Origin of the sequence: uncultured Photobacterium sp., from assembly GCF_947039875.1 — a bacterium.
GTDB lineage: Bacteria > Pseudomonadota > Gammaproteobacteria > Enterobacterales > Vibrionaceae > Photobacterium.
On the sequence record NZ_CAMRAN010000061.1, the window covers coordinates 1 to 21,421 of the forward strand.

Annotated in this window: 19 protein-coding genes and 1 tRNA gene; 12 read left to right on the top strand and 8 right to left on the bottom strand. The window is 40.4% G+C overall.

The window, feature by feature from the left end:
- Positions 1-358: 358 nt before the first annotated feature.
- The 5 genes from ychF to lolB form a co-directional block, all read right to left on the bottom strand.
- Entirely contained in the window at positions 359-1,450 is a 1,092-nt protein-coding gene (ychF, locus tag Q0V26_RS16130) for a redox-regulated ATPase YchF (protein ID WP_297483739.1), read from the bottom strand.
- A gap of 94 nt (positions 1,451-1,544) precedes the next feature.
- Entirely contained in the window at positions 1,545-2,135 is a 591-nt protein-coding gene (gene pth / locus Q0V26_RS16135) for an aminoacyl-tRNA hydrolase (protein ID WP_297483741.1), read from the bottom strand.
- A gap of 236 nt (positions 2,136-2,371) precedes the next feature.
- A complete protein-coding gene (locus tag Q0V26_RS16140) occupies positions 2,372-3,319 on the bottom strand; it encodes a ribose-phosphate pyrophosphokinase (RefSeq protein WP_036793517.1) in 948 nt (315 codons plus the stop codon).
- Between the two features lie 32 nt (positions 3,320-3,351).
- On the bottom strand, positions 3,352-4,230 hold the full coding sequence (ispE, locus tag Q0V26_RS16145; RefSeq protein ID WP_297483745.1) for a 4-(cytidine 5'-diphospho)-2-C-methyl-D-erythritol kinase: 879 nt from the start codon (positions 4,228-4,230) through the stop codon (positions 3,352-3,354).
- A 50-nt stretch (positions 4,231-4,280) separates the two neighbouring features.
- Positions 4,281-4,952 (bottom strand): lipoprotein insertase outer membrane protein LolB, encoded by a 672-nt coding sequence (gene lolB / locus Q0V26_RS16150; protein WP_297483747.1) that lies wholly within the window; start codon positions 4,950-4,952, stop codon positions 4,281-4,283.
- Positions 4,953-5,164: 212 nt separating this feature from the next.
- Here lolB and hemA point away from each other — a divergent pair, with 212 nt between their 5' ends.
- From hemA to Q0V26_RS16185, 7 genes are all read left to right on the top strand, one after another.
- On the top strand, positions 5,165-6,427 hold the full coding sequence (gene hemA, locus Q0V26_RS16155) for a glutamyl-tRNA reductase (protein WP_297483748.1): 1,263 nt from the start codon (positions 5,165-5,167) through the stop codon (positions 6,425-6,427).
- A gap of 45 nt (positions 6,428-6,472) precedes the next feature.
- Positions 6,473-7,561 (top strand): peptide chain release factor 1, encoded by a 1,089-nt coding sequence (gene prfA, locus Q0V26_RS16160; RefSeq protein ID WP_080158103.1) that lies wholly within the window; start codon positions 6,473-6,475, stop codon positions 7,559-7,561.
- Positions 7,561-8,415, top strand: a complete 855-nt coding sequence (prmC, locus tag Q0V26_RS16165) for a peptide chain release factor N(5)-glutamine methyltransferase (protein ID WP_297483751.1) — start codon at positions 7,561-7,563, stop codon at positions 8,413-8,415. The genes prfA and prmC overlap by 1 nt, the downstream gene beginning before the upstream one ends.
- Before the next feature lie 5 nt (positions 8,416-8,420).
- Complete coding sequence (locus tag Q0V26_RS16170; RefSeq protein WP_080158172.1) at positions 8,421-8,801, top strand: SirB2 family protein; 381 nt, start codon at positions 8,421-8,423, stop codon at positions 8,799-8,801.
- A 13-nt stretch (positions 8,802-8,814) separates the two neighbouring features.
- A complete protein-coding gene (locus tag Q0V26_RS16175) occupies positions 8,815-9,624 on the top strand; it encodes a tetratricopeptide repeat protein (RefSeq protein WP_297483753.1) in 810 nt (269 codons plus the stop codon).
- Between the two features lie 14 nt (positions 9,625-9,638).
- Positions 9,639-10,493, top strand: coding sequence for a 3-deoxy-8-phosphooctulonate synthase (kdsA, locus tag Q0V26_RS16180; protein ID WP_297483755.1), 855 nt, complete (start codon positions 9,639-9,641; stop codon positions 10,491-10,493).
- Positions 10,494-10,783: 290 nt separating this feature from the next.
- Positions 10,784-12,037 carry an HAAAP family serine/threonine permease gene (locus Q0V26_RS16185; protein WP_297483767.1) on the top strand — a complete coding sequence of 418 codons (1,254 nt, stop codon included), beginning with the start codon at positions 10,784-10,786 and terminating at the stop codon, positions 12,035-12,037.
- A gap of 112 nt (positions 12,038-12,149) precedes the next feature.
- Here Q0V26_RS16185 and Q0V26_RS16190 read toward each other — a convergent pair whose 3' ends face one another.
- Positions 12,150-14,033 carry a methyl-accepting chemotaxis protein gene (locus tag Q0V26_RS16190; RefSeq protein ID WP_297483757.1) on the bottom strand — a complete coding sequence of 628 codons (1,884 nt, stop codon included), beginning with the start codon at positions 14,031-14,033 and terminating at the stop codon, positions 12,150-12,152.
- A 296-nt stretch (positions 14,034-14,329) separates the two neighbouring features.
- Between Q0V26_RS16190 and Q0V26_RS16195 the strand changes: the two genes are divergently transcribed.
- From Q0V26_RS16195 to Q0V26_RS16210, 4 genes are all read left to right on the top strand, one after another.
- On the top strand, positions 14,330-15,688 hold the full coding sequence (locus tag Q0V26_RS16195; protein WP_297483759.1) for a Na+/H+ antiporter NhaC family protein: 1,359 nt from the start codon (positions 14,330-14,332) through the stop codon (positions 15,686-15,688).
- 309 nt (positions 15,689-15,997) lie between these two features.
- Positions 15,998-17,671, top strand: a complete 1,674-nt coding sequence (ushA, locus tag Q0V26_RS16200; protein ID WP_297483760.1) for a bifunctional UDP-sugar hydrolase/5'-nucleotidase UshA — start codon at positions 15,998-16,000, stop codon at positions 17,669-17,671.
- Between the two features lie 199 nt (positions 17,672-17,870).
- Positions 17,871-18,350 (top strand): Cys-tRNA(Pro) deacylase, encoded by a 480-nt coding sequence (ybaK, locus tag Q0V26_RS16205; protein ID WP_297483762.1) that lies wholly within the window; start codon positions 17,871-17,873, stop codon positions 18,348-18,350.
- A 64-nt stretch (positions 18,351-18,414) separates the two neighbouring features.
- Positions 18,415-19,029 carry a LysE family translocator gene (locus Q0V26_RS16210; protein ID WP_297483764.1) on the top strand — a complete coding sequence of 205 codons (615 nt, stop codon included), beginning with the start codon at positions 18,415-18,417 and terminating at the stop codon, positions 19,027-19,029.
- A 47-nt stretch (positions 19,030-19,076) separates the two neighbouring features.
- Here the strand turns inward: Q0V26_RS16210 and Q0V26_RS16215 are convergent, their stop codons facing one another.
- Entirely contained in the window at positions 19,077-19,991 is a 915-nt protein-coding gene (locus Q0V26_RS16215; protein WP_080158095.1) for a DMT family transporter, read from the bottom strand.
- Positions 19,992-20,166: 175 nt separating this feature from the next.
- Entirely contained in the window at positions 20,167-20,751 is a 585-nt protein-coding gene (gene smrA, locus Q0V26_RS16220; protein ID WP_297483769.1) for a DNA endonuclease SmrA, read from the bottom strand.
- Positions 20,752-21,187: 436 nt separating this feature from the next.
- On the opposite strand from smrA, the gene Q0V26_RS16225 reads away from it, so the two are divergent.
- Positions 21,188-21,264 (top strand) — tRNA-Pro (locus Q0V26_RS16225).
- Positions 21,265-21,421: the final 157 nt, after the last annotated feature.

The following is a 21,421-nucleotide window of genomic DNA, read 5'->3' on the forward strand; positions in this document are numbered from 1 at the left end:
CCTGTGACCCCATCATTATGAGTGATGTGCTCTAACCAACTGAGCTACGTAGCCATTTTGCTTCCAACAGCTACTGCTCTTAGTGAGTCACTTCGTTGGGAACGGGGCGCATTATGCTCATACCAGTTAAAACCGTCAATAGTTTTTTTTGAAAAACAGCGAAAATTCGTTTGTTCGTCGGTTATTTGGGCGAACTGGGCGAATCACAAACTGATATCTGATTTGTCAGCTAATAATAATTAAAACTGTGACCTAACACTGATTTATTTTTAGAGTTGAAGTGATAAAAAATAAGCCAGCGCAATGCTGGCTTATCCATTAATTCATCGCTATATCGATAATAATTGAATATAACTGATTATACGTTGAAGCGGAAATGTACTACATCACCATCTTTAACGATGTAGTCTTTACCTTCTAGACGCCATTTACCTGCGTCTTTCGCTGCTGATTCGCCACCGCATTCGATGTAATCATCGTAACCGATAACTTCTGCACGAATAAAGCCTTTCTCAAAGTCAGTGTGGATAACACCGGCAGCTTTTGGTGCTGTAGCGCCAACAGGGATTGTCCATGCACGCACTTCTTTAACACCAGCAGTGAAGTAAGTTTGTAGTGACAGCAGTTCGTAACCAGAACGAATAACACGGTTAAGACCTGGTTCTTCGATACCCATATCAGCTAAGAATTCTTCGCGATCTTCATCGTCAAGTTCTGCGATTTCAGATTCCATTGCTGCACAGATAGGTACAACAATTGCGTTTTCTGTTGCTGCACGCTCGATTACTTTGTCTAGGAACGGGTTATTTTCAAAACCGTCATCATTAACGTTAGCAATATACATGGTTGGCTTTAGCGTCAAGAAGTGCAGGTAATCAACAGCTGCTTTTTCTTCTTTGCTTAATTCCATTGAACGTAGCATTACACCATCAGTTAATAATGGCAGCATTTTTTCTAATACTTTGATCTCAAATTTAGCGTCGTTATCGCCGCCTTTAGCACGTTTAGCTAAACGGAAAATAGCGCGCTCACAAGTATCAAGGTCAGCCATTGCTAATTCAAGGTTGATGATATCGATATCTTCAAGAGGGTCAATACGGCCAGCAACGTGAACGATGTTGTCATTTTCAAAACAACGAACAACGTGACCAATAGCATCAGTCTCACGAATGTTAGCTAGGAACTTGTTACCAAGACCTTCACCTTTAGACGCACCAGCAACAAGGCCTGCGATGTCTACAAATTCCATTGTGGTTGGCAGAATACGCTCTGGTTTAACGAAAACTGCTAATGCATCCATGCGAGGATCTGGCACAGGTACAACACCTGTGTTTGGCTCGATAGTACAGAATGGGAAGTTAGCTGCCTCGATGCCTGCTTTTGTTAAGGCATTGAACAGTGTTGACTTACCAACGTTTGGTAGACCTACGATACCGCATTTAAAACCCATGGCTTGTAACCCTTTTGGTGATTATTCTGTAACAACTCAACGATAGTACTCAATGGTGAGTCTATAACGACAAAACAGTACTGTTACCAGTGTGCTATTCTGCCTTGAATGAATGAAGACGATTTTGTGCCTTACTGAGGCCGTCTTTTAGAAGCACATCAATACAGCGCACTGATTCGTCAACGGCTGCATTAATAAGTTCTTGATCTTTGGTCGGTGCTTTTCCTAGCACATAACCAGCGACTTTATTTTTATCGCCTGGGTGGCCAATGGCAATCCTTAGGCGATAGAAATCTTTGTTGTTGCCCATTTTGCTAATGATATCACGTAGTCCATTATGACCACCGTGACCACCGCCTTTTTTAAATTTGGCAACACCAGGAGGTAAGTCAAGTTCATCATGCGCCACTAAAATTTCTTCCGGTTTAATTTGGAAAAAATTAGCGAGCGCTGCAACTGACTTACCCGATAAATTCATGAATGTGGTTGGGATCAACAAGCGAAGATCTTGACCATTCGTTGTGATCCTGCCTGTTAGTCCAAAATATTTTGGGTCTTGACGTAGGGTAACGTTATGGACTCGAGCTAGTTCTTCAACGACCCATGCACCAGCATTATGGCGGGTTTGTGCATACTCTTGGCCAGGGTTTGCCAGGCCGACAAGTAACCGAATATTATTACTCACGCTTGTCTCTCTTGTCATATAGCAGTAGTGATAGCGTTTTGTGATGACCACTGTAATGGCTAAACCGAGCAATAGTCGGGTTCAAAACGCGCGCTATATTATACTAAATCAAGTGAAATTGATACGACTCTACGGTGATCGGCTCTTTCAGCAGTCAATAAAAAATAAAACGCCCCGCAAAAGCGAGGCGTTGGTTTTTATTTAGCTGAGATAAATTTCATTCTAATCGAACGTGATTAGTGCTCAAACATCGCAGAAATTGATTCTTCGTTGCTGATACGACGAATCGCTTCAGCTAGCATGCCTGACAGCGTAAGTACTGATACTTTACCTGTTGCAGCAATTTCTTTGGTTAGTGGAATTGAGTCAGTCACAATGATTTCATCAATGACAGATTCAGTGATATTTTGTAGCGCACTACCTGAGAATACAGGGTGAGTCGCGTATGCAAATACACGTTTAGCACCACGTTCTTTGAGCGCTTCAGCAGCTTTACATAGTGTGCCGCCGGTATCGATCATGTCATCAACGATAATACAATCGCGACCTTCAACATCACCGATTAGGTGCATAACTTGAGAAACGTTAGCACGTGGACGACGCTTATCGATGATAGCAATATCCGTATCATCTAATAGCTTAGCGATAGCTCGCGCACGTACAACACCACCGATATCAGGAGAAACAACCACTGGATCTTGTAGGTCTTTCGCTAACATATCTTCTAGCAGCACAGGGCTACCAAATACGTTATCTACAGGAACGTCGAAGAAACCTTGAATTTGTTCAGCGTGTAGATCAACCGTTAGTACACGGTCAACACCTACATTTGAAAGGAAGTCAGCAACAACTTTGGCCGTGATTGGCACACGAGCAGAACGTACACGACGATCTTGACGCGCATAACCGAAGTATGGAATCACAGCAGTAATACGACCTGCAGAAGCACGACGTAATGCATCGATCATAACAACAAGTTCCATTAGGTTGTCGTTAGTTGGTGCACAAGTTGATTGAATAATGAATACGTCGCTACCACGCACGTTTTCATTAATTTGCACACATACTTCACCATCGGAGAAACGGTCAACCGTTGCGTCTCCTAATGAAATATAAAGACGATCAGCGATGCGTTGGGCTAGTTCTGGTGTAGCGTTACCAGCAAACAGCTTCATATCAGGCACGGTGTAAACCTCAGGTTGCGTCCAAGTTGTAATTACTGACAATCCATAGAATATGTGGCTAGCGTTGTCATCAAAGGAGATACATTAACACCTTTTGCGACAAATCCCTGGAGCCAGTCAGGTAAATTATTCAAAATATCATTAGCATCTTGCTCAGTGTTACATTCAGCAAACACACAAGCGCCAGTACCAGTTAATCTTGACGGTGCATATTCTAACAGCCATGAAAGCGCCTGATCAACCTCGGGATTAAGACTTCTTACAATTTTTTCGCAATCGTTTTCGTAAACCCTTCGTAACAGGGCATCTAAGCTGCGTTTTTTTGTGTTACGTGGTAGGTGTGGATGGTTGAAAATTTCAGCAGTTGCGATGCTAATATCGGGTTTAGCGATGAGATACCATTTTTCTTGTGGCAATGCAGGTTGTAATTTCTCACCAATACCTTCTGCAAAGGCACTATGACCACGAACAAAAACGGGTACGTCTGCGCCAAGTTTTAATCCAATAGCCGCAAGTTCATCAACAGATAATTGTGTTTGCCATAAAAAATTCAATGCGACTAAGGTTGTGGCAGCATTGGATGAGCCGCCACCTAAGCCTCCACCCATTGGTAGAATTTTATCAATATGGATCTCTGCCCCAAAATTGACTTGCGCGGCTTGGCGTAAAGCAACAGCAGCACGGTAAATTAAATTATCTTCAGTAGCGACACCCGTAATGGCTGGCATTAATGTGATTTTGCTGTCTTGACGGGCTGTAATGGTTAATGTGTCGCCATAATCAACAAACTGAAATAACGTTTGTAAGTCATGATAACCGTTGTCTCGCTGACCTGTAATATAAAGAAAAAGGTTAAGTTTTGCAGGTGCTGGCCACTGAGTGGCAATATCAAATTTGGCGTTGTGGTTCATGAAAATAACTCATTATTACGTAAATTTTAAATATGAATAAACCAAGGTTATTACGCTGTTTTCCACTGGGAGACTTTTATTTTTATGGTTAAATTTCCTTGCGTTAAGGTCATTAGTGTTGGCAGTGAGGGTACTTGAGTATTGTCATAAGTACTGTAATGCATCTCCCAAGTGCGACCCGCTATTTTTTTGGTTAAAAAGGCGACTTGGTCATTTTTATTGAGTAGGTAATGATCCGCTCCCGTAGGTAAACCTATTAACCAATCTTGCATTTGTTGAAGTGGTAAGCTAATACCTGTGAGCCGCTGTACGAGTTGTGCTGCATTGGTACCATGGTAGGTTTTACCATCTGGATCGGTCAGCGTTACCGCATTAGGACGAGCATCCAACTTAAGGATCGTTTTATACATTTTGGTTAAAATAAGTTGATAATCATCAGGTTGGTTTTGCCAATTAAAGGACAGCGTCACCCGTTGTTGTGGGCTAATATAACCAAAGACACCTTGAGCATGATAATTGGTGAGTTGTTTTAATTGGGCTTGATGGAGGGGCCAATCGGCGTTATGCGTTACTGTCGGTTGTTGGGCACAACCTGCAAGCAGTGATAGCGATAAAGCGAAAAATGCACTAAGCCATTTTTTTTGACGTGCTGTAACCACATTTTTGAGTGGCGGGGTTACCGACGTGAAAGTGATATTTTTAACAAGATTACGCAATATCATCGTAGGGATCTCTATCAGAATGAGTCAAAACAATAGCGATAATTTAATCGAATGCCAAATTATACCCCTTAACGAAGCTAAGAAGGTGGCTAAAAAACGATAAAAATGGTGTCATTATGGATTGATTACGTCTGTTGCCTTTTATTACGACATGGCATCAAGTAAAATCTGCACCTTAGATTTTTCACTGCCAAAGTGGGTATACTGTTTCCATGACCTTGCTTGCATTAGGAATCAACCACAAAACAGCTTCTGTTGATTTGCGTGAGAAGGTAGCTTTTTCTCCTGAAAAACTGTCTTTGGCACTGCAGGAGCTTAAAAACCATCCTGAGGTATCAAGTGCGGTTATTGTATCGACATGCAACCGTACCGAAGTTTACTGTGAATTATCACAGTCAGGACCGGGTGTGATTATTGACTGGTTGACCAAATTTCATCAGATCACAGCCGAAGAATTGATGCCAAGCCTGTATTTTCATGAACAACAAGCTGCGGCGCGACATTTAATGCGTGTGGCGTGTGGCTTAGATTCGTTAGTATTAGGCGAACCGCAAATCCTAGGACAGGTGAAGCAGTCTTATTCGGAATCAAAAGACAATGGAACTGTGGTTGGTACCTTAGAAAAATTGTTTCAAAAAACGTTTACTGTCGCAAAGCGAGTACGCACTGAAACCGATATCGGTGGCAATGCGGTGTCTGTCGCCTATGCTGCATGTTCGTTGGCTAGACAAATTTTTGAAGCTTTATCTGGTGTGACGATGTTGCTCATCGGAGCAGGAGAGACCATTGAGTTGGTTGCTCGTCATGCAGTTGAACAAGGCTGTAACCGTTTAATTGTTGCCAATAGAACCCGTGAGCGTGCTGTTAATCTAGCACGAGAATTTGGTGCTGAAGTGATTGGTTTAGAAGATATTCCCGACTACCTTCATTGTGCCGATATTGTGATTAGCTCAACGGCAAGCCCATTACCCATTGTCGGTAAAGGCATGGTCGAAGTCGCGTTGAAGCAACGTCGTAATCAGCCAATGCTCTTTGTTGATATCGCCGTACCACGTGATATTGAATCACAGGTGGGCGATATTAATGACGTCTATTTATATTCTGTTGATGATCTGCATTCGATTGTCGAGAAAAATCGTGAGCAACGTAAAGTCGCTGCGATTCAAGCTGAGGCGATAATAACTGAAGAAAGTATTGCCTTTTTACAGTGGCTACGTTCACTGGAAGCGGTTGATAGTATTCGTGATTATCGCCAATATGCCGAAGCAATAAAAAATGAGCTGTTACAACGCAGCTTACAAGCAATCGCCAATGGCACCGATCCTGAAAGAGCCTTGGTAGAATTGAGTAATAAATTAACCAATAAGCTTATCCATGCCCCGACGAAAGCCATGCAACAGGTCGCCAAAGATGGTGAATCTGACAAATTGGTTGTGATCCGTGAAGCACTTGGGCTGGATTCCTATAACGATTAGTAGTTGATGGCCTAGGCCTTCACTCCGCACCCTAATTAGAAGATTATGAAGCAATCAATTTTAGTTAAATTAGAAACGCTGGTTGAACGTTACGAAGAAGTTCAACATTTACTGGGTGATCCCGGTGTTCTTAGTGATCAAAACCGATTCCGCGCACTTTCAAAAGAGTATTCTCAGCTTGAAGAAGTGACCAAGTGTTTCCAAGCGTACCAACAAGCGAAAGATGATCTTGAAGCCGCTGAAGAAATGGCGCAAGAAGATGACGCTGAAATGCGCGAAATGGCACTAGAAGAAATCAAAGACGCGAAAGCTGAAATTGAACGTTTAGCGGATGAGTTACAACTATTATTGATTCCTAAAGATCCTAATGATGATCGTAACTGTTTCGTTGAAATTCGTGCTGGTGCTGGTGGTGATGAAGCAGGTATTTTCGCGGGTGACTTGTTCCGTATGTACAGCAAATATGCTGAGCGTCGCGGCTGGCGTATGGAGATCATCAATGAAAACCGTTCAGAGCAAGGCGGTTACAAAGAGATGATCGCAAAAGTAAACGGTGATGGCGCTTATGGCGTATTAAAGTTTGAGTCAGGCGGTCACCGTGTACAACGTGTACCTGCTACAGAATCTCAAGGCCGTGTACATACTTCTGCTTGTACTATCGCAATTTTACCTGAAATTCCAGAAGCTGAAATTCCTGATATTAACGCAGGTGATTTAAGAATCGATACTTTCCGCTCATCTGGCGCAGGTGGTCAGCACGTTAACACCACAGATTCTGCAATTCGTATTACTCACTTACCAACCGGTATTGTGGTTGAGTGTCAAGATGAACGTTCACAACATAAGAACAAAGCGAAAGCAATGTCTGTTCTTGCTGCGCGTATTATTAAAGCTGAAGAAGAACGTCGTCATGAAGCAGAAGCAAGTACACGTCGTAACTTGTTAGGCTCAGGTGACCGTTCTGACCGTATTCGTACTTATAACTACCCGCAAGGCCGTGTTTCTGATCACCGTATTACGCTAACACTTTACCGTTTGAATGAAGTGATGGAAGGTGACTTAGATGCATTGATCCAGCCTGTATTTACTGAATACCAAGCGGATCAGCTTGCAGCAATGGCTGAGCAAAACTAATGCCACGTAGCATTGAATGTTTATTACAACAGACCAGTGCACAACTTGCGACTGCGGGCTCTAATAGTCCGCAGTTAGACAGTGCAGTTTTGCTCTGCCATGTACTTGATAAACCACGCAGTTATTTATTAACCTGGCCAGAAAAACAGCTCGATGATACGCAATTTGACATATTTTCAGCGTTATTAGCCCGTCGAATAGCGGGTGAGCCGATTGCTTATATAGTCGGTGAGCGTGAGTTTTGGTCATTACCGCTAAAAGTGTCACCGTCGACATTAATACCTCGTCCTGATACTGAAAGATTGGTTGAGCTCGCGTTAGATAAAATTCCAGCGCATCAATGTCAGGTTCTTGATTTAGGGACTGGAACAGGTGCCATAGCCTTAGCGATTGCATCTGAACGTACAGATATTGCTGTTACTGGAATTGATTTACGCCAAGAAGCTGTCGCCTTGGCCACTGAAAATAGCCACAGATTAGATATTACCAATAGCCGTTTTTTATGCGGTAGTTGGTATTCCCCACTTGAACAACAGCCTCAATTTACCGTCATTGTCAGTAATCCGCCCTATATAGACGAAGCAGATCCACATCTGATTGAAGGTGATGTACGCTTTGAACCTAAAAGTGCGTTAGTCGCTAGTGATAACGGACTCGCTGATATTCGTATTATTAGCCAATATGGACGCCAATATTTATTGCCTGACGGTTGGTTACTCATGGAACATGGTTTTGAACAAGGCGCAGCCGTTCGAACGATTCTTGAGCAATTAGGTTATGTGCAGGTATCAACATGTCAGGATTATGCTGGGCTCGATCGTGTTACGATGGGTTGCTGGCAAGGAGATCATTAACAATGATGTATATGGCAATGAAACATATCCACCTTACCGCGATTGCGTTAAGTGTTTTACTGTTTGTCGCACGCTATATCATGGTGATGGCAAACTCATCAATGATACAGAAAAAATTCTTTAAGATTACTCCCCATATCATTGATACGATCATGTTAGCGTCTGGTGTGGCATTAATTTTTATTACTGGCTTTATGCCTTTTACTGCTGGTAATGGCTGGTTAACAGAAAAATTAACCTGTGTTCTTGCCTATATAGCATTAGGTTATTTCACTCTTCATCATGGAAAGAATAAAGTCTTTAAGACGTTTGCCTTTTTAGGCGCAATTGGCTGGCTAGTGCTAGCGGCACAATTAGCGATCACTAAAACACCTATCTTAGGTTAATACAGGTAAAATCATGATGCCATTTAATGAACAAGAGCTTAATCAGATGCCGTTGGTTGATGGCGCGATTGCTTTCATGGCTGAAGTTGAGACTGATTTCCCAACGACATGGGTACAGTTGCGCTTGACACAGTTAGCACAAGAAGCTGAACAAATGTTAATGGGGGAGGTTAATCCTCGTTTACGTTTAGATGGGTTATTACGACTGTTTTATCGTGAGTGGGGATTTCAAGGCGATCTTCAGCAGTACTTTTCATCTGATAATGCCTTTTTAGATAAAGTATTAGAACGACGCAAAGGGATCCCTGTTAGCTTAGGGGCAATTTTGTTGTATCTGGCTAAGCAGCTAGAATTACCTGTTGAAAACGTTGGTTTTCCAACTCAATTTTTATTGAAAGTTGTGTGGTCGAAAGATGATATTCAATACATCAATCCTTTTGATGGTGAATTTGTTAGCACCCATATCTTACGCAGTTGGTTGATTGGTCATCGTGGTCCCTTTGCTGAATTTAAATCTGAGTATCTTGATGAACAGCAAAATAACGTTATTTTATCGCGCTGGTTAACGGTAATGAAAAGTGCGTTATTACGAGAAGAACAATTTACTGACGCGTTACGTTGCAGTGATTTAGCACTCGTATTAAATCCAGGCGATCCACACGAAATTCGTGATCGGGGCTATATTTACCAGCAACTTGATTGTCTTCATGCGGCTGCGGTAGATTATTCTTATTTTATTAAGCAATGCCCTGAAGATCCTGCTGCTGATTTACTTAAACTTCAAGTTGATGCTCTATATGAAGAGCCTCTTACCTTGCACTAGATGAGAAGATAAATATGATGCAACAAAAAATTGTTCGTGTTGGCGATATTGATGTTGCTAACGATAAGCCATTCGTCCTTTTTGGTGGTATGAATGTGCTAGAGTCGCGTGATTTAGCGATGGAAATTTGTGAGCACTACGTAGAAGTAACCAACAAATTGGGTATTCCTTTCGTATTTAAAGCGTCTTTTGATAAAGCTAACCGCTCATCTGTACATTCGTACCGTGGTCCTGGCTTAGAAGAAGGTTTAAAAATCTTCCAAGAACTAAAAGACACTTTTGGTGTGAAAATCATTACTGATATTCATGAAAAAGAACAAGCTCAAGTTGTTGCTGATGTAGTTGATGTGATTCAGCTACCGGCTTTTCTTGCTCGTCAGACTGATCTTGTTGAAGCAATGGCAAAAACAGGTGCTGTGATCAATGTGAAAAAACCACAGTTTATGAGCCCTGGTCAAGTGGGTAACATTGTTGAAAAATTTGCTGAATGCGATAACAACAATGTGATTTTATGTGAGCGTGGCGTATTGCATGGTTATGATAACCTTGTGGTTGATATGCTAGGCTTTGATGTAATGAAAAAAGCATCAAAAGGTAGTCCAATTATTTTTGATGTAACGCACGCACTTCAATGTCGCGATCCTCTAGGCGCTGCGTCAGGTGGTCGTCGTGAGCAAACCATTGATCTTGCGCGTTCAGGTATCGCGACAGGTATTGCTGGTTTATTTATGGAGGCACATCCAACGCCAGATTCTGCACGTTGTGATGGTCCATCTGCTTTTCCACTTGATAAGCTTGAGCCTTTCCTTGCGCAAATTAAACAATTAGATGATTTAATTAAAAGTTTTGCACCAATCGAAGTGAACTAATTATCTATTAGAGATAGCTTTTTGGCCCTATGAATTCTGTTCATAGGGTTTTTTTGTGTAAAAATCACGCGATGTTGAAAAAATTGTTTAATTGAAAATTTTGGTTTTTTATTCTGATGTAAGGTTGCAAAGGCAGTGTTATATATTGCCAATTACCACTTTGTTAGTGGTAGTAGGATATTGAACTCTGTTATTTTAGGGTGATCTGTGTCACTCTTTTTTTGAGTCTTAGCGATGCTCGTTTCATACTGATGGCCAGTTTTATTAAGTCGTAGTGAGTTACCGTGTCCATATCGCAAGATCTTTCCGCATCGGAAGCAACAATCGTTTCATCTCGTTGGACTAAGCATGACACCAGTTGGATGTTAAGCTTATTTGGGACCTCCGTTGGTGCTGGCATTTTATTTTTGCCGATTAATATTGGTTCTGGTGGTTTTTGGTCATTAGTGATCATGGCATTATTGGCAGGGCCTATGACATTTTGGGCTCATCGCGGGTTGGCTCGGTTTGTTTTATCATCAACGCAAAAAGATGCAGATTTTACCGATGTGGTTGAAGAGCATTTCGGCCAGCGTTATGGACGTCTTATTTCACTGCTTTATTTTCTGTCTATCTTTCCTATTTTACTTATTTATGGTGTCGGCTTAACCAATACCGTTGATAGTTTTATGGTACACCAACTACATATGACTCCACCGTCACGTGTTTGGCTATCCGGTGGATTAGTGTTTGGTATGATCGCTATTATGCTTGCAGGTGAAAAAACCATGCTGCGAGTTTTTAGTCTGATTGTTTATCCTTTAGCATTTATTTTAGCGGGTATTTCAATTTATCTGATTCCAAGTTGGCATATGCCTAATTTTAGCCTTAATCAAAGTATTGGTGATTTAAGTGCGTCATTATGGTTAGCTGTTCCCGTGGTTGTTTTTGCTTTTAGCTATACGCCAGTGGTCTCCGGTTTTGTTAATGCTCAGCGCCGTCAATATGGTAAACAAGCACAGACTAAATCAGAAACAATTCTAAAACGTACGTCAGTGATGTTAATTGTGTTTGTACTGTTTTTTGTTTTTTCATGTGTACTAAGCTTAACGCCAGCACAACTTCAGCAAGCGAAAGTGGATAACGTGTCAGTGTTATCGTATTTAGCGAATGTTGAAGACAGCCCTTTTATTATGATTTTAGGGCCTTTAATTGCTTTTATTGCGATCACATCATCGTTCTTAGGGCATTTCATGGGGGCGCGTGAAAGTTTTAATGGCTTAGTTGCTAAGCAGACTTCTTTATCATTAAAGACCATTGATAAGATCGGCATTGTTGTGATGTTTATCAGCATTTGGTTTGCAGCGGTAATGAACCCAAGTATTTTAGGTATGATGGAAGCGCTGTCTGGGCCAGTGATTGCGATGATTCTATTTTTAATGCCTATGCTGGCGGTATATCACATTGAAAGCTTAAAAATCTATCGCGGCAAAATAAGCACGTATTTCATCTTATTGATGGGGTGTTTAGCGGTTGGTGCGATTGTATTTAATATGGTTAAGTAAAACGGTAGCGACCTAAAGCATAAAAATAAAGGCTTGCGACTCTGTTTCTAGTTTCAACTAGCAGCCGGGTAGGCAAGCCTTTATTGTTGGTTATTAACTGGATAGCGAATAATTACAGTTTAAATCGATTAATTTCTTGTTGCAGTTCATGTGACAATGTTGATAACTCCGCAGCTTGTTTTGCTGCTTCATTAGCTTCTATTGCTAATTCATTTGATACATCACGAATTCCCTCAGTGTTACGAGTAATTTCAGATGTCACCGATGATTGTTCTTCTGCGGCAGAAGCAATTTGTGTTGCCATATCACTGATGTTATTCACCGCCGTTGTGATTTGAGACAAACTTGCAGAGGCCGAATTAGCATCATCAACACTGGTTTCTGCTAAATGACGGCTATCATCCATGATTCCCACCGCTTGGCTGGTGGTCTGTTGCAGTGTTTCGATCATCTGCTGAATTTCTTGGGTTGAAGCATGGGTACGTTGACTCAATACTCTAACTTCATCAGCAACAACAGCAAAACCTCGTCCTTGTTCTCCTGCGCGTGCCGCTTCGATAGCCGCATTAAGGGCTAATAAATTGGTTTGCTCTGCAATACCTTGAATTGTCGAAAGAATGGTATTGATACTTTGTGCATGGCTGTTTAACGCGCTGATCACACCCGTTGCCGTTTCTACTTCTTGGGCAAGACTCGCGATTGATTGTTGGCTTTGGTTAACTTGGACGCTGCCATGGCCTGAAGCAATCACCGTTTCTTCTGAGGTGCGAGCAGCATTTTCTGCATTTGATGCAATTTCATGGGTAGCAGCTGCCATCTCATTAATTGCAGTCGCCACCATATTAATTTCATCTTGTTGAAATTGAATACGAGTACTGCGTTCTTCTGCTTGAGAAGCTGTAATATGTGACTGTTGGTTTAAGGTGCTAGATACGAGACTTAAACGCGTCAGCATGCTATGGAGGTTACTCACAAATAAGTTGAAGTTATGTGCTAGTTGACCCACTTCATCATTGCTATGAGGTTCAAGACGACGGGTTAAATCACCTTCACCACTCGCAATTTCTGCTAAGGCTGCTGATACTCGATTAAGATCGCGAAAGAGGAAATTAACTAATACTGTTAAGGCGGCGATCACTAATAGTGTAATAACGATTGCAGTAATAATTAACTGCTGTAACGCTGAATAGTAATTGGCTTCTTCTGTTGCTCGATCCATTTCTAACGCTAAAATCCAGTCAGTATTCGGTACGTTAGAAAAATAGAATACTTTCTGGTGGCCATTTATGGTTAAGCTTTGGGATTTGTTCGTTGCAACCTGCTGTTCAATATTGGCTAATGTTAATTGGTTACTGTATTGCGCTAATGGTTTCAGTAATAGTTGCTTATTCGGGTGAGCGAGAAAAGTGCCATCTTGTTTATTGATTAACATGGCAAAAGCATTATCACCAACATCAAGGCTAATAACATCATTGATTAATTGATCGATGAGAACATCAGCACCGACCACTCCCACCATTTGGCCTTTAGCTTGTAATGGCTGAGCTATCGTGACTAATAGAGCATTAGTAATCGCATCTTTATAAGCGGTGGTAATGATTTGTTTGCCCGCTGTTTGTGCATCGCGATACCAAGGTCGAGTACGTGGATCGTAGTCAGCACGATTACGTTCAGGATGTGATCGCTCCATGGCGCCATCTACGGCACCAAAATAAATATCATCAAAGCCACCGCTTTTACGTGCTTGCTCTAAAAACATCACACTATTGGGTTGATCATAATATTTATCGAATGATTGTGTAATTGCACGGCGAATATTCATCCAGTCGGCAATACCTATTGTTGCTGTAGAGGCAATACTATGAGCACGCTCTGAGGTACTGGCGTGAGTCTCATTATCGAGTTGCTTGGCAGCCAACCATGTTAATGCTGTTGCCATTATTATCACCGCAGATACGCTAGCAATGATCAGTTTTTGTTTGAGTGAAAACTGCATTAGTTCATCTCATGAGTAAAAATATACCCTATGAGAGCAAATTCTAACTGGCATTACAATTGATTCAGTTATGATTAAATATTTTATTTTAAATGGGGTAAGGTGTTGATATTTTATGACTTTTTATTGGCGCTAATGACGGGAAATACAGTCAAAATATTGGCGTAAATGTTTTTTTGACGGTTTTTACGGAGAGTTATTATTGCGCATATGGATGTTTAGACGTCTAGATGTTGACAGTGATGACACATCCCATTAACCTAAGGGAAATTCTAAAATAGATATTCATTATCAGCATGTCAAACACAACTAAACCAGCAGCAATTACACCTTCAGCATTGGCATTGCTGCCATTGGGGATCTTTTTATCCTTATTTATCGGTGTCGGTAGTTACCTTACTTATCAAGGTGTCGACTTCGCATTTTATCAATTGCCTTCACCCGTTGCGGCATTACCTGCCGTAATAGTGGCTATTTTGCTGAGCAAAGAAAAATTAAATAAAGCAATAGAACAATTTATTCGTGGCGTTGGTCATAGCGATATTATTGCAATGTGCATGATTTATTTATTAGCGGGTGCTTTTGCGGCGGTTGCTAAGGCTTCTGGTGGTGTTGATGCAACGGTAAACTTAGGTATGGCAATATTGCCTGCGAGTATGATTTTACCGGGTATTTTTGTTATTTCAGCGTTTATTGCTACCTCAATGGGTACGTCTATGGGCACTATTGCTGCAGTGGCACCTGTGGCATTAGGTATCGCTCAAGCGGCTGGAATGGATGTAGCATTAACGGCTGGTGTTGTTCTTAGTGGTGCAATGTTTGGTGATAACTTATCGATTATTTCAGATACGACGATTGCTGCAACCCGTTCTCAAGGTTGTCAGATGAAAGATAAGTTTCGTGAAAATATTAAAATAGCGTTACCCGCAGCAATTGTGACGATGGTGTTGTTTGCCTTTAGTAGTTCAGTGACAACGCTGCCTGCTGCTAACCCTATTGAATGGCTTAAGGTCTTACCTTATATCACTATTTTGATCCTTGCTGTTTCTGGGGTGAACGTTTTTGTTGTGCTGAGTTTAGGTATTGTGCTGGCTGGTGGTGTTGGCTTGTTTTCGATAGACAGCTATAGCCTAACTACATTTGGTAAAGATATTTATAGTGGTTTTGGCAATATGCAAGAAATCTTCTTGCTTTCAATGCTAATTGGTGGTGTCAGTGAATTAATGCGCCAGCAAGGCGGTTTGGCATTTTTAACCCAACTAATTAGCCGTGTGATTGGCAAGTTTAGCTCAAAGCATAATGCATCAGAAAATTCACGCGCGAGTGAGTTAGGCATTGCGAGCTTAGTGAGTTTAACTAACTGTTGTACTGCAAATAATACTGTGGCAATTATTGTGTCTGGTGGTGTTGCTCGTGAATTAGCCCAAGAAAATGGTGTAACGCCACGTCGTTCTGCGAGCTTGTTGGATATCTTCTCTTGTGTCATTCAAGGGGTGTTACCTTATGGCGCGCAAGCCTTATTATTAGGGTCTGTGTTTAAGCTATCGCCATTAGAAATAGTATCTCATTCTTACTATTGTTTCTTTTTAGCAATATCGGCATTAATTGCTATTTTTATTCGCCGTTCAGCGACTAAATTTGAAAAAGTATTTTAGGCTTAAATGACAAATTTTAGAGGCTAAATTTGCTCAATATTTTAAAAAAAGCTCGGCAGTGTCCGAGCTTTTTTTATGGTTTGTGATCCACTATTGGTTTTGAATGTTGTAACAGTGATCTTGATTGCAAAATAGTGACGCTATAGACGTGGTTATTTTTGATTCACTTACACTGAGCGCAATTATTTTTAAGCTGTTATTTATTATTACTATTTAATCAAATAACACGATTATTTTTGCATCAATTTTAGTTGTTTTTTGCTATCCAAAATGGTGGCATCGATGATTAAAATCGTTAAGGTGGATAACATGAAACAACGTCTATTTGCTAAAACTATATTAACTGCGGCTCTGCTTGCGGTACTTTCTGGCTGTGCGACATCGACAGCGGATACTGCGACAAAATGGGATGCAGATAAAACTTACCGCATTACTATTTTGCATACTAATGATAACCATGGACGTTTTTGGCAAAACCAAAATGGTGAGTATGGAATGGCGGCACGTAAAACGTTGTTAGATAATATTCGTGCAGAAGTAAAAGCAGAAGGCGGTACCACATTATTACTTTCTGGTGGTGATATTAATACCGGTGTTCCTGAATCAGATTTACAAGATGCAGAGCCAGATTTTAAAGGTATGAATTTGTTAGGTTACGATGCGATGGCATTAGGTAACCATGAATTTGATAATTCACTTGATGTTTTACGTAAACAGCAACAATGGGCTAATTTCCCGATGTTATCGGCTAATATTTACGATAAAAAAACCGGTAAACGTTTATTTAAACCGTATCAAATTTTTGAGCAGCAAGGGATTAAGATTGCGGTAATTGGATTAACCACTGAAGATACCGCTAAAATTGGTAATCCAGAATATATTGGTACAATTGAATTTCGCGATCCAAAATCAGAAGCTAAACGTGTTATCGCTGAGCTTCAAAAGAATGAAAAACCAGATGTGATAATTGCCGCAACCCATATGGGGCATTATGAAGATGGTCAACGCGGTATTAATGCCCCTGGTGATGTGGCATTAGCACGTTATATGCAGCCGGGTGATTTAGATATGATCGTTGGTGGCCATTCGCAAGAGCCTGTTTGTATGGAAGGACCAAATAAAACCAATAGTGATTTTAAACCAGGTGATAAATGTACGCCTGATCAACAAAATGGCACTTGGATTGTGCAGGCTCATGAATGGGGTAAGTATGTTGGACGGGCTGATTTTGAATTTCAAAATGGTGAATTAAATCTCGTTAGTTATGATTTAGTACCGGTAAATTTAAAGAAAAAAATCAAACTAGAAGATGGCACTCAAAAACGGGTGTTTATTCAAAGTGAAATTCAACAAAATCCACAAGTACTATCGTTTTTAACGCCATTCCAAGAAAAGGGTCAAGAACAACTAACGGTTAAGATTGCTGAGTCTAACGGTAAGTTAGAAGGTGATCGTAATGTAGTACGTTTTAAGCAGACTAATTTAGGTCGCTTAATTGCTGCTTCACATATGCAACGTGCGAAAGCTGATTTTGCGGTGATGAATTCCGGTGGTGTACGTGATTCAATTAATGCCGGTAACATTACCTATAAAGATGTGCTGACAGTACAACCTTTTGGCAATATTGTGTCTTATATTGATATGTCAGGAAAAGAAGTTCTAGACTATTTAAATGTTGTCGCAACTAAGCCTATTGATTCCGGTGCTTACGCGCAATTTTATGGCATTAGTATGACGGTTGCTAAAGGTCAAGTGAGTGATGTGAAGATTGGTGGTCAGCCATTATTAATGAATAAGACTTACCGTTTTACTGTACCAAGTTTTAATGCTGCGGGTGGCGATGGTTATCCAAAAGTTAGTCATCACTCAGGTTATGTTAACACTGGATTTGTTGATGCAGAAGTTTTAAAAGAATTTTTACAAAATAATAGCCCAATTGATGTTAATAAATATGCACCAAAAGGTGAGATTATTTATAAATAAGTGATGACTATTATCTAAATCTATTTTTTACGGCGCTGAATTTTCAGCGCCTTTTTTTTTATACTTTTTAAAAAATATATCTCGGTATATAGTTCTGTTTTGGTAAACAGATGTGGTTAGCTTCTTTGATGGATATGATGTGAATAAAAGGGGAGCTAATTACAACTGTTTGATTAATCAAGTTGTAAGAGAAAATGTTATGACGCCTGCAATTAAATTAGCAAAAAAAAATAAAATTGAATTTCAAGTTCATCAATACGAACATGATCCTGCTAATAATAACTTTGGTCATGAAGCTGCGGAAATTTTAGGGTTAGATCCTCATCGAGTTTTTAAAACACTATTATTTGCATTAAATGGTGATCCTAAAAACTTGGCTGTGGCAGTGGTTCCTGTCGCAGGGATGTTAGATCTAAAAGCTGCCGCTAAAGCCGCTGGTGGTAAAAAATCTGAGATGGCAGATCCTAAATTAGCCGAGAAAGTGACGGGTTATATAGTGGGTGGTATTAGTCCTTTGGGGCAGAAAAAACGCTTACCTACTTTCGTTGATAGTAGTGCTGAGCAGTTTGAGACTATTTGTGTCAGCGCTGGACGTCGTGGCTTGGAAATAGAATTAGCCGCGAAAGATTTAGTGGCATTAACCAGTGGTTATTTTGCACTTATCGCAAAACAAGATTAACCAATAACAACGCATTGGGGTAATAAAGAATCTCGATATATTCATTGATAAAAGGAGATTAGCGATGACTATTACTATTTGGCTTTCTTTATTACTCATTTGTCTATTAGGTGCGATGTCACCGGGACCCAGTTTAGCGGTAGTGGCCAAACATAGCCTATCCGGTGGACGTTGGCATGGCATTGTTTGTGCTTGGGCTCATGCTTGTGGCGTGGGGTGTTACGCATTATTCACCCTACTTGGATTAGCGGTCGTTCTGCACCAATCACCCCTATTATTTACCAGTGTCAGTTATGTTGGTGCTGGATATTTAGCTTATTTAGGACTTAATGCATTACGTTCTAAAGGCGGTGTTGCTGCAAAATTAGCACAGGGACAATCAAGCTCATTGCTTGAAGCTGCGCGTGATGGGGTGATGATCTCGTTATTTAATCCTAAATTAGCGTTATTTTTTTTAGCGCTGTTTAGCCAATTTGTCGCAGTCGGTAATGAAGCTTCATCAAAAGTGATTATTGTTGCCACGCCACTATTGGTGGATGGATTATGGTATACATTAATTGCGAGTATTTTATCTTATCCACGCGTTCTCACAGTGTTAAGAACAAAAGCACAAATGATCGATCGTCTGTCAGGGATAGTTTTACTGGGATTAGCATTACGTGTGGTGTGGCTAGCTTAATTATACCAAAACATCAAAATAGCCGAACTGAGTTCGGCTATTTTATATTAACAATTAGGCTGGTATCTTTTGTTACGTAACCAAATGGGTACAAAAGTATTTAAGAGTGTCGCTAATATAATTAAGCTAACTCCCACAATTTTGTTCCATGACATTGGGTGATTAAAGAACATGAATTGCCAAATTGCTGAGAAAATTAAATTAGTAAAAATAATCGGTGCTAATTGTGAACCTGATTCTGCAAGTTGGTAAGCTTTGGCGCGGAACACTTGCGTATTAACCGTACATACCGCCATAAATAGCAAGAGTAATAATAAAGGATGCTGCCAACCCGTTAATGTGTGCCACTCTACCGCCGTTGTCATTGGTGAGAACATCAAGAATGGTACTAAAAATATTGAGGCAATAATAAAGCTCCAAGCACTTACCCCTAAAGGTGTTAGGTTACTTTTACTTGATCGGTACATCGCCACTTGTGAGCCGGCATTAAAAATACCGCCCGCTAAACCTAATAATAAACTACCACCAAATTTCATTTGTTCCAGGTTACCCGCAATAAAAAGTAAGCCAGTAAACGTAATACCTAAATTGATAATAATCAGGCGCTTGATTGGTGTTTTAAAAAAGATACGTTCTAAAATTGGAACAAATAAAGGACTGGTACCAAATAAAACAACGGCTTCAACAAGGCTAAGGTGTTTAATTGAGGCAAGAAAACAAAGTTGGCTACCTGTAATGCAAATACCGCGAACGATTAAACCACTCCACGCTTGTTTATTGGGTTGTGACCATTGGGTGATCACCATTAACCAAAAGGCCAGAATCGCAGGGAATAAGAGGCGAAAAAAACATAGCCATGCAGGGTCAAAGCTGTGGGTTAGCCATTTAGCTAACAATCCTGTTACTGATAAGCTAAATGTAGACACTAGCATTAGCAGCATTGGGCGTATTTCTGAATTCATGAATAATCTCCTAGAGCGGCGACTTTACTTAAATTGTATGATAATTAAATTCAAAACAATTTAACCCTAGGATATATTTATCTTACTATTTGGTTAATAGTGTCTTTTTTATATCAGTAGTGATATTTGCTTTTTTATCAGTGCTTTATTAGTTATTTGCTCTGATTATGTTTTGTTAGGCATCTCGATGGTTTAGATGTCGATCGCGGGTTTGTTGTTTCTTTTCTGCACTTTTCTTGATCATTACGTAAAGTGCTCCAGTTCCACCATGCTGGCGCAATGCGGAGTGAAAACAAAGCACATCAGAAATTTGTTCTAGCCAAGTGGTGACAAAACTTTTCATTAATGCAGGAGGATTACTTCGTCCTCCTTTGCCATGAACAATCATAACCGTGCGAATATCTAACCGTTGGGATTGTTTTAAAAAAGCCAGTATTTCATCCCGAGCTTGATATAAGGTCTTTTTATGAAGATCTAGGCGGGCATGAATGTCATATTTACCTTGTCGCATTTTCTTAAATACAGCTAATTGAACCCCATCACGTTTAAACTCAATCATGTCATCCGGTTTGACCATATTGGCGTTATCAAGCGAGAGATAATCAATATTACCATTTGCTAGTGTTTGTGCCGCAAGACGTCGAGCAAGTTGAGCCTCAGACACTTGGTATTTCTGTTGGATTAAAATTGTATCTTGTTTTATCGGCGCTACATCGGCCATCATCTCTTTAAAGAGATCTAATTCATTATTAGACATAATAGGCTCACTATAATTAAGCAATAATTTTAGTATACCTGCGCTTAATTGAAACAAAAGTGAATATATTAAGAAAGATAAAGGTAGATATTTAAGGGTTTAAGCACTTAAATTCATTTAATATCAACTATGTCATGTAATGATATTTATCATTAAGACTTTGGAATTACTGCAAAAGTGGATAGTTGATTGTATTTTATACAGAATAAGTCGTTGTTACCTCTTAAAATAGCTGGATTAGTAAGCATATTTTTTAGTTACAAAAAAAATACCGTATAGGGGTTGCTAAAATAAAAATGGCGAGTATTATAGCGACCTCAACAGCGCATAGCGTGTTGAAATGTCGGTGAATAGCGCAGTTTGATAGCGCATCTCTGATGTTAGGAATAGCGGACCAGAGGGTTGACCCTTCTAGCAGCGTTCCTAGAAAAGAATTAGTCGGTGAATAGCGCAGTTTGGTAGCGCATCTGGTTTGGGACCAGAGGGTCGGGGGTTCGAATCCCTCTTCACCGACCACTATTTAAATAATAGTGGTTTATTAAAACCGTTATTATCAGAGAAAGCGTTAATTAATAACATTTCTCGAAAAGAATTAAGTCGGTGAATAGCGCAGTTTGGTAGCGCATCTCTGATGTTAGGAATAGCGGACCAGAGGGTTGACCCTTCTAGCAGC

Coding starts and splice junctions, on each gene's coding strand:
- ushA (WP_297483760.1), top strand. CDS start 15,998: ATGAAACAACGTCTATTTGCTAAAACTATATTAACTGCGGCTCTGCTT.
- kdsA (WP_297483755.1), top strand. CDS start 9,639: ATGATGCAACAAAAAATTGTTCGTGTTGGCGATATTGATGTTGCTAAC.
- Q0V26_RS16195 (WP_297483759.1), top strand. CDS start 14,330: ATGTCAAACACAACTAAACCAGCAGCAATTACACCTTCAGCATTGGCA.
- Q0V26_RS16170 (WP_080158172.1), top strand. CDS start 8,421: ATGTATATGGCAATGAAACATATCCACCTTACCGCGATTGCGTTAAGT.
- lolB (WP_297483747.1), bottom strand. CDS start 4,952: ATGATATTGCGTAATCTTGTTAAAAATATCACTTTCACGTCGGTAACC.
- Q0V26_RS16190 (WP_297483757.1), bottom strand. CDS start 14,033: ATGCAGTTTTCACTCAAACAAAAACTGATCATTGCTAGCGTATCTGCG.
- prfA (WP_080158103.1), top strand. CDS start 6,473: ATGAAGCAATCAATTTTAGTTAAATTAGAAACGCTGGTTGAACGTTAC.
- ychF (WP_297483739.1), bottom strand. CDS start 1,450: ATGGGTTTTAAATGCGGTATCGTAGGTCTACCAAACGTTGGTAAGTCA.
- ispE (WP_297483745.1), bottom strand. CDS start 4,230: ATGAACCACAACGCCAAATTTGATATTGCCACTCAGTGGCCAGCACCT.
- Q0V26_RS16210 (WP_297483764.1), top strand. CDS start 18,415: ATGACTATTACTATTTGGCTTTCTTTATTACTCATTTGTCTATTAGGT.
- Q0V26_RS16215 (WP_080158095.1), bottom strand. CDS start 19,991: ATGAATTCAGAAATACGCCCAATGCTGCTAATGCTAGTGTCTACATTT.
- ybaK (WP_297483762.1), top strand. CDS start 17,871: ATGACGCCTGCAATTAAATTAGCAAAAAAAAATAAAATTGAATTTCAA.
- Q0V26_RS16175 (WP_297483753.1), top strand. CDS start 8,815: ATGATGCCATTTAATGAACAAGAGCTTAATCAGATGCCGTTGGTTGAT.
- hemA (WP_297483748.1), top strand. CDS start 5,165: ATGACCTTGCTTGCATTAGGAATCAACCACAAAACAGCTTCTGTTGAT.
- prmC (WP_297483751.1), top strand. CDS start 7,561: ATGCCACGTAGCATTGAATGTTTATTACAACAGACCAGTGCACAACTT.